The sequence below is a fragment of the Pseudomonas sp. GM48 genome (genome assembly GCF_000282335.1).
Lineage (GTDB): Bacteria > Pseudomonadota > Gammaproteobacteria > Pseudomonadales > Pseudomonadaceae > Aquipseudomonas.
The window spans coordinates 44,969-52,646 of record NZ_AKJM01000010.1 but is presented as its reverse complement, the minus strand read 5'-3'; the positions used below and the strand labels follow the sequence as shown (position 1 = coordinate 52,646).

Sequence of the window (7,678 nt, the reverse complement as noted above, 5' to 3'; positions counted from 1 at the left end):
GTGTGCTCTTCCGATCTGGGCAAAGCCTGTGCCCGGCGTCGCCTTGACCGCTTTAGCGATGCGCAGATCGACCACTACCAAAGCGAACGCGATTTCCCGGCGATGCCCGGTACCAGTCAGCTTTCAGCCTATCTCGCCGCCGGGGTGATCTCTGCTCGCCAATGCCTGCACGCGGCATTGCACAGCAATCAGGGCGAATTCGAAAGCGGCAAGACCGGCGCCGTCACCTGGATCAACGAACTGCTGTGGCGCGAGTTCTACAAACACATCCTGGTGGGCTACCCACGAGTTTCCCGGCACCGCGCGTTTCGTCCGGAAACCGAAACGCTGGCCTGGCGCAACGCCCCCGACGAGCTTGCCGCCTGGCAACAGGCACGCACCGGCTTGCCGATCATCGATGCCGCCATGCGCCAACTGCTGGCAACCGGCTGGATGCACAACCGCCTGCGCATGGTGGTGGCGATGTTCCTGAGCAAAAACCTGCTGCTTGACTGGCGCGAAGGCGAACGCTTTTTCATGCGCCACCTGATCGATGGCGACCTGGCGGCGAACAATGGTGGCTGGCAGTGGAGTTCCTCCACGGGCACCGACTCGGCGCCTTACTTCCGGATTTTCAACCCGTTGAGCCAGTCGGAAAAATTCGACCCCGAGGGCCTGTTCATCAAGCACTGGCTGCCGGAACTGGCCGGGCTGAACAAAAAAGACGTGCACAACCCCGCCAATCTCGGCGGCCTGTTCGGTGTTGTGGATTATCCGTCACCGATCGTCGACTTGAGTACATCCCGTACGCGCGCGTTGACGGCGTTCAAAAAACTGTCCTTACGGCAATACGCCGCCGTTGGGTCATGAGTTACCGCCACCGGGATTACCTCGATGCCGGGGCTCTGCTTTACGAACATTTACCCGTATTGGGCCGGGCGATTGCCTGGCTGAAAAGGAGATTGGGATGAGTCGCACACTCGCACGACGATACTGGCTGACCGGCGCCAGCAGCGGCATTGGTGCCGCCCTGGCTGAAGAAATCCTGAAAACCGGTGCGCACCTGGCCGTCAGTTCGCGCTCGGTAGCGCAGTTGAAAGTTTTGTCGCAACGCTATCCGGGGCAGGTGCTGGTAGTGGCCGGTGACTTGACCAACAGCCAGACCGTGCGCGAAATCGGCGAGCAGATTGCCGAGGACTGGGGCTCGCTGGACACCGTGATACTCAACGCCGGCACCTGCGAGTACGTGGACGCCAAGCAGTTCGATGCGTCGATTGTCGAGCACGTGGTGCGCACCAACCTGTTGGCCAGCAGCTATTGCATCGACGCCGCCCTGCCTTTGCTGCGGGCCGGCACCGCACCGCATATGGTCGCCATGGCCAGTACGGTGACTTACCTGCCGTTACCCAGGGCAGAAGCCTACGGCACCTCGAAAGCCGGGCTGCGTTATCTGTTCGAATCCCTGCGCATCGACCTGCCCCCCGAAGGAATAGAACTCACGGTGATCAGTCCCGGGCTTGTCGAGACGCCGTTAACGGAGAAAAATGACGTCCCCATGCCCTTGAGCTGGCCGGTGGAAAAAGCCGCGCGGCACATCTTCGAAAAACTCAGAGACCGCCCGCCGGAAATCGCTTTCCCGGCAGCGTTCATGGCCACCCTCTGGCCACTCTCCAAACTGCCGGACCGAGTGAAACTGGAGATCGGCAAGCGCATGGTGCGCAGCCAGCCGCCGATCAAGGATCAACTGTAAAAACTGCCATCATCGGCAGCGGCATCCCGGACGTTTCGATACTTGAGCGTCCGTCAGACCTTTCACACAGCATCCGGCGACTGCCTTACACTGCGCGCCATGAAAACCATCCCCCATACGCAAATCGCGGAACCCGCGGTCACCTGCTCGACCTGCGCAGCCTGTTGCTGTCAGCTCGAAGTCATGCTGATCACCGATACGGGTGTACCTGAACGGTTCATCGATACCGATGACTGGGGCGGGGAAGTGATGTTGCGCCTGGACGACGGCTGGTGTGCCGCGCTGGATCGCAACACGATGATGTGCACCATCTACGAAAAACGCCCGCTGATCTGCCGGGAGTTTGAGATGGGCGCACCGGAGTGCATCGACGAACGCCAGGGGATTTCGACGGCGTATCGCTAGTCTTGAAGCCACACCAATACAAATGTGGGAGCGGGCTTGCTCGCGAAGGCGGCGTGTCAGACAACAAGGTGTTGAATGCTCCACCGCTTTCGCGAGCAAGCCCGCTCCCACATTTAAAACAGCGTCGGTGCTTACAACGGCAACGTGTAATGCAGCGAGTAGCTTTCTACACCGTCGTTGGAACTGGCGAGCCCGGCGTTGGAATAATGCGTCGCACGAACCCCGACTTCATGACCGCCGTTGAAGCGCAGGCCAAAACCGATACGGTCTTCAAACTGGAAAGCGCTGCCGATGTTGTTGTCTTCGAGTCGGGTATTGGAGAACGCCGCCACGCCAATGCCCGCTTCAACGTACGGCTTGACGTTCTGGCCGGCAAATTCGTAAACGAATACCGGGGAGAACGACAGGCTGTTAGTGCTGGAGGTCTTGTCGCCTTCCCAGTAGGTGTAGGCGCCGCTCCAGTAACCGGTCATGCGACCGACGTCACTCTGCCACCAGCTCTGGTCCCAATCGAATTGCATGCCCAGCCGATACGTCATAGTCGAATCGCTGGTCTGACCAACCGCGAACTCCACACCTGCCGCCTGCGCGGTAAAGGTGTGCCCCATTAGTGCGGCCGCAATCGCGGCCAAGCAGAATAGTCGCTTCATTAGAAACTTCCTTTTCCGAACAATTTCGTATGGTTTTTTTGTTGCTCAGCCCTGAAAAGCTATAGAAATCGGCAATTTATCAGAAGCTCACCCCAATTTTTCGCTTAATTCCCCCGGGACTTTCTTAACTGTTGAAGCTTCGCACAATGCCAGCCGTATTCCACAGTATCGGCAAGATATTTCTGAAATGAACCGGATCGGCGCTGGTCCAGAACTGCGCTTCACGGGCAGGCCCATCGGCGAGCAGTTCGCCTTCGGCCAAAAGCCGCTGGAGTTGCCGCGCGACGGCGGCACCGGTATCGATCAGGCTGATGTCATCGGGGATCATCTGCCGGAGCATCGGCTTGAGAAAAGGGTAGTGGGTGCAGCCGAGAATCAGGGTGTCCGCACCGGCGGCCAGCAATGGCTTGACATACCCGGCCAACAGCTGGCGCAACTCGGGGCTGCGCAGATCACCGTTTTCAATCAGCTCCACCAGCCCCGGGCACGGCTGGGTGATCACTTTCACGTCCGTGGCGAAGCGGTCGAGCAACGCGGCGAACTTGGCGCTCTGCAAGGTGCCAGTGGTGGCCAGCACCCCCACTACGCCGGAGCGGGTTGCGGCGGCGGCCGGCTTGACGGCCGGCTCCATGCCAACGATGGGCCATTCTGGATAGTCGCGACGCAGGTCGGCGACACCGGCCACCGTCGCTGTGTTGCACGCCAGCACCAGGGCCTTGGCGCCCTGCTGCCGAAAGAATTCAGCCATCACGCTGCAACGCTGTTGGATAAACTGCGGGGTTTTCTCGCCGTAGGGAACATTCCCGCAGTCGGCGACGTACAACAGAGACTCGTTGGGCAGCAAACGCTGGATCTCGGCCAGTACCGAGAGCCCGCCGACACCGGAGTCGAATACGCCAATCGGCGCTTCACGCATGTTTCGCCCCGCAGACGCTGCAGCCTGGATCACGCTTGACCCGCAACTCACGGAAGCGTGTACCCAAGGCATCGATCAACAGCAGGCGCCCCACCAGCGGCTCACCGAATCCGGCCAGCAACTTCAGCGCTTCGAGGGCTTGCAGACTGCCAACCAGCCCCACCAGCGGTCCGACCACACCGGCCTCGCTGCAAGTCAGTTCGGCTTCGCTACCGTGCCCATACAAACAGTGGTAGCACGGGCTCTCCGGCCGACGCGGATCGAACACCGACAGTTGCCCTTCGAGGCGAATCGCCGCGCCGCTGACCAGCGGTTTGCCGGCCGCCACACACGCGGCATTGACCGCTTCACGGGTAGAAAAATTGTCCGAGCAATCGAGGACCAGATCCACCCCGGCCACCACGGCGGCCAGGGAATCCTCATCCAGCGCCGAACGATGGGCGACCAGTTGAATCTCGGGATTGATCGCCGTCAGGCGCTTGAGCGCCGAATCGACCTTGGTCATGCCGACGCTGTCGGTGTCGTGAATGATCTGGCGTTGCAGGTTGGTCAGGTCGACTGTGTCGAAGTCAGCCAGGTGCAACTCGCCAATGCCGGCGGCCGCCAGATACAGCGCCACCGGCGCGCCAAGGCCGCCGAGACCGACGATCAATACGCGGCTTTGCTTGAGCCGCAACTGCCCATCGATATCGATGTGTTGCAGCAGAATCTGCCGGCTGTAGCGCAGCAACTCCTGATCATTCAGCACGGCAGGCGCCCCAGACTGATGCGTTGATGACCGCCCAGATCGGTGCGGCTGTGGACTTCTTCAAACCCTCGGGTCAGCAGCAAATCGCGGACTGCCTCAGCCTGATCGTAGCCATGTTCGAGCATCAGCCAACCAGCGGCGTCCAGATAATCCGGCGCCTGGGCGACGATCAGACGCAGATCGTCGAGCCCGTCGACTCCCGCCACCAGGGCGCTGGCCGGTTCGAAGCGCACATCGCCCTCGACCAGATGCGGATCGGCCGCTGCAATGTAGGGCGGATTGCTGATGATCAGTTGAAAGCGCTGACCTTCCAGGGCGCTGAACCAATGGCTGCTCAGTACCTTGGCGTTGTTCAGGTGCAGACGCTGGCGATTGCGCTCGGCCAGGGCCACGGCTTCCAGCACGCGATCCACGGCAGTGACGCTCCAGGCCGGACGCTCGCTGGCCAGGGCCAGGGCAATCGCGCCACTGCCAGTGCCGAGGTCGAGCACCTTGGCAGGTGTGGCCGGCAACAATTCCAGCGCAGCTTCCACCAGCAGCTCGGTGTCCGGGCGCGGGATCAGTGTGTGTGGCGCGACTTCCAGATCCAGCTTCCAGAAACCCTGCTGGCCGAGGATATAGGCCACCGGCTCACCGCTGCGGCGGCGCTGCAAATACTCGGCGAACGTCAGCGCCGCTTCGCTCGGCACGATACGTTCCGGCCAGGTGTGCAGGAAGCTGCGGGACTTGCCCAATGCCGCCGCCAGCAGCAATTCGGCATCCAGACGCGCCGTCGGCGAGTCGGGCAGATCGGCGGCACGCAACAAACTGGCAATGATCGTCATTTACTCACCTATCGCTGCCAGTTGATCGGCCTGGTACTCGGCCAGCAACGGCTCGATCACCGCCTCGACGCCGCCGGCGAGAATCTCGTCGAGGGAATACAAGGTCAGGTTGACCCGGTGGTCGGTGACCCGGCCCTGGGCAAAATTGTAGGTACGGATGCGCTCGGAGCGATCACCGGAACCGACCAGCAACTTGCGCTCGCTGGCGATGGCGTTGGCCGCGGCGGAGGTCTGCTGATCGTTCAGCTTGGCCGACAACCAGGACATCGCCCGGGCCCGGTTCTTGTGCTGCGAACGTTCTTCCTGGCATTCGACCACGATGCCGGACGGCAAGTGCGTAATGCGAATCGCCGAATCGGTCTTGTTGACGTGCTGGCCACCGGCGCCGGAGGAGCGATAGGTGTCGATGCGCAGGTCGGCCGGGTTGATCTCGATCGCTTCCTGTTCGTCCGGCTCGGGCAAGACCGCCACGGTGCAGGCCGAGGTGTGGATGCGGCCCTGGGATTCGGTCGCCGGAACCCGCTGTACACGGTGCGCGCCGGATTCGAATTTGAGCTTGCCGTAGACGTTGTCGCCCTCGACCCGGGCAATCACTTCTTTATAACCGCCGTGTTCACCCTCGTTTTCCGAGAGGATCTCCACCCGCCAGCCACGACGCTCGGCGTAACGCGAATACATGCGGAACAGGTCGCCGGAGAAAATCGCCGCCTCGTCGCCGCCGGTGCCGGCACGGATTTCGAGGAACACGTTGCGCCCGTCGTTCGGATCCTTGGGCAGCAACATACGTTGCAGGTCGGCTTCGAGCGTGACCAGGCGTTCCTTGGCCTCGCGAACTTCTTCCACGGCCATTTCACGCATGTCCGGGTCGCTGTCCTTGAGCAATGCCTGGGCACCTTCGAGGTCATCCTGCACTTTCAACAGTTCTTTATAGGCGCCCACGATCGGTTCAACTTCCGCGTACTCCTTGGAATAGGTACGGAATTTGTTCTGATCGGAAATGACCTCGCCATCGCCCAGCAGGGCGGTCAATTCCTCGAAACGGTCCTGGAGGATATCCAGCTTATTGAGCAGTGACGCTTTCATTGCGGTTTTTTATCCGAAAAGCTATCCGATGAGCCCTCACCGAGGGCAAAAAGTTCCTGGGCCATCGCCAGCGCATCCAGGCGACCTTCGGCAGAGAGCTTTTTCAACTGCACGCTTGGCGCGTGCAACAGTTTGTTGGTAAGCCCGCGAGCCAGTTGCACCAGCACCTCTTCGGCACTACTACCGTTGGCCAGCATGCGCTGGGCCTTTTGCAATTCTTCGTCGCGCAGGCGTTCGCTCTGTTGACGATAGGCCTTGAGCACGTCCACCGCCGCCAATTCACGCAGGCGGACCATAAAGTCTTCTGCGCCGACCGAGACCATCTCTTCGGCGGCCTGGGCTGCACCCTGGCGGCTCTTGAGGTTCTCGGCCACCACCTCGTGGAGATCGTCGACGCTATAGAGGTAAACGTCGTCCAGTTCGCCGACCTCTGGCTCGATATCGCGCGGAACGGCGATATCCACCATGAAGATCGGTTTGTGCTTGCGCAGTTTCAAGGCGCTTTCCACTGCACCCTTGCCCAGAATCGGCAACTGGCTGGCAGTGGAACTGATGACGATATCGCTGCGTACCAGCTCTGCCGGAATATCCGACAGCAACACCGCATGGGCGCCGAACTGTTCGGCCAGAATGCTGGCACGTTCCAGGGTGCGGTTGGCAACCACGATGCGTTTTACACCCAGGTCATGCAGATGGCGGGCGACCAGGGTGATGGTTTCGCCAGCACCAATCAACAAGGCCTGGCTGCGTTGCAGGTCGCTGAAAATCTGCTTGGCCAGGCTCACCGCGGCAAACGCCACCGACACCGGGTTCTCGCCGATGGCAGTGTCGGTGCGTACCTGCTTGGCCGCATTGAACGTGGCCTGGAACAACCGCCCGAGCAATGGCCCGATGGTGCCGGCCTCGCGGGCCACGGCATAGGCCGACTTCATCTGGCCGAGAATCTGCGGTTCGCCCAACACCAGCGAGTCGAGCCCGGAAGCCACCCGCATCATGTGACGAACTGCCGCATCATCTTCATGCACATAGGCGCTTTCGCGCAGCTCGTCGTAGCTCAAATGATGATATTCGGCCAGCCAGCGCAGCACGGTGTCCGCCGACAGGTGATCCTGTTCTATATAAAGTTCACTGCGATTGCAGGTGGAGAGGATCGCAGCTTCGCGGCTGTCGGTGAGTCGGCAGAGCTGCTGCAAGGCCTCAACCAGCTGCTCAGGGGTAAAAGCCACGCGCTCGCGGACGTCTACTGAAGCAGTCTTGTGGTTAATACCGAGTGCAAGGAAGGCCATTCAAAGTCGCTGATGGTGACGTGAAGCCGGTAATTGT

General features: G+C 60.9%; 9 protein-coding genes and 1 pseudogene. 4 read left to right on the top strand and 6 right to left on the bottom strand.

What is annotated here, in order from left to right:
• From PMI28_RS26535 to PMI28_RS26545, 4 genes and pseudogenes are all read left to right on the top strand, one after another.
• Nucleotides 1-849: cryptochrome/photolyase family protein (locus PMI28_RS26535; RefSeq protein ID WP_033063034.1), on the top strand; the 849-nt coding region annotated here is incomplete at its 5' end.
• Between the two features lie 2 nt (nucleotides 850-851).
• Nucleotides 852-950: pseudogene (locus tag PMI28_RS29210) on the top strand (transcriptional regulator); the annotation flags it as partial.
• On the top strand, nucleotides 947-1,729 hold the full coding sequence (locus tag PMI28_RS26540; RefSeq protein ID WP_007981866.1) for an SDR family NAD(P)-dependent oxidoreductase: 783 nt from the start codon (nucleotides 947-949) through the stop codon (nucleotides 1,727-1,729). The pseudogene PMI28_RS29210 and the gene PMI28_RS26540, both read left to right, overlap by 4 nt.
• A 99-nt stretch (nucleotides 1,730-1,828) precedes the next feature.
• Nucleotides 1,829-2,134: a YkgJ family cysteine cluster protein gene (locus tag PMI28_RS26545; protein ID WP_007981864.1), complete on the top strand. Its 306-nt coding sequence runs from the start codon at nucleotides 1,829-1,831 to the stop codon at nucleotides 2,132-2,134.
• Nucleotides 2,135-2,265: 131 nt separating this feature from the next.
• On the opposite strand, the gene PMI28_RS26550 is transcribed toward PMI28_RS26545, so the two are convergent.
• From PMI28_RS26550 to hemA, 6 genes are all read right to left on the bottom strand, one after another.
• Complete coding sequence (locus PMI28_RS26550; protein WP_007981862.1) at nucleotides 2,266-2,784, bottom strand: acyloxyacyl hydrolase; 519 nt, start codon at nucleotides 2,782-2,784, stop codon at nucleotides 2,266-2,268.
• A 124-nt stretch (nucleotides 2,785-2,908) separates the two neighbouring features.
• Nucleotides 2,909-3,700, bottom strand: coding sequence for a glutamate racemase (gene murI, locus PMI28_RS26555; RefSeq protein ID WP_007981859.1), 792 nt, complete (start codon nucleotides 3,698-3,700; stop codon nucleotides 2,909-2,911).
• Nucleotides 3,693-4,448 carry a molybdopterin-synthase adenylyltransferase MoeB gene (locus PMI28_RS26560; protein WP_007981857.1) on the bottom strand — a complete coding sequence of 252 codons (756 nt, stop codon included), beginning with the start codon at nucleotides 4,446-4,448 and terminating at the stop codon, nucleotides 3,693-3,695. Before PMI28_RS26560 ends, murI begins: the two co-directional genes overlap by 8 nt.
• Nucleotides 4,442-5,272: a peptide chain release factor N(5)-glutamine methyltransferase gene (gene prmC / locus PMI28_RS26565; protein ID WP_007981855.1), complete on the bottom strand. Its 831-nt coding sequence runs from the start codon at nucleotides 5,270-5,272 to the stop codon at nucleotides 4,442-4,444. The genes PMI28_RS26560 and prmC overlap by 7 nt, the downstream gene beginning before the upstream one ends.
• On the bottom strand, nucleotides 5,273-6,355 hold the full coding sequence (gene prfA / locus PMI28_RS26570) for a peptide chain release factor 1 (RefSeq protein ID WP_007981853.1): 1,083 nt from the start codon (nucleotides 6,353-6,355) through the stop codon (nucleotides 5,273-5,275).
• Nucleotides 6,352-7,641, bottom strand: coding sequence for a glutamyl-tRNA reductase (gene hemA / locus PMI28_RS26575; RefSeq protein ID WP_007981851.1), 1,290 nt, complete (start codon nucleotides 7,639-7,641; stop codon nucleotides 6,352-6,354). The genes prfA and hemA overlap by 4 nt, the downstream gene beginning before the upstream one ends.
• Nucleotides 7,642-7,678 lie beyond the last annotated feature (37 nt).

Excerpts from the sequence above, each read along its gene's own strand:
- PMI28_RS26540 (WP_007981866.1), top strand. The coding sequence starts at position 947 with ATGAGTCGCACACTCGCACGACGATACTGGCTGACCGGCGCCAGCAGC.
- PMI28_RS26545 (WP_007981864.1), top strand. The coding sequence starts at position 1,829 with ATGAAAACCATCCCCCATACGCAAATCGCGGAACCCGCGGTCACCTGC.
- PMI28_RS26550 (WP_007981862.1), bottom strand. The coding sequence starts at position 2,784 with ATGAAGCGACTATTCTGCTTGGCCGCGATTGCGGCCGCACTAATGGGG.
- murI (WP_007981859.1), bottom strand. The coding sequence starts at position 3,700 with ATGCGTGAAGCGCCGATTGGCGTATTCGACTCCGGTGTCGGCGGGCTC.
- prmC (WP_007981855.1), bottom strand. The coding sequence starts at position 5,272 with ATGACGATCATTGCCAGTTTGTTGCGTGCCGCCGATCTGCCCGACTCG.
- prfA (WP_007981853.1), bottom strand. The coding sequence starts at position 6,355 with ATGAAAGCGTCACTGCTCAATAAGCTGGATATCCTCCAGGACCGTTTC.
- hemA (WP_007981851.1), bottom strand. The coding sequence starts at position 7,641 with ATGGCCTTCCTTGCACTCGGTATTAACCACAAGACTGCTTCAGTAGAC.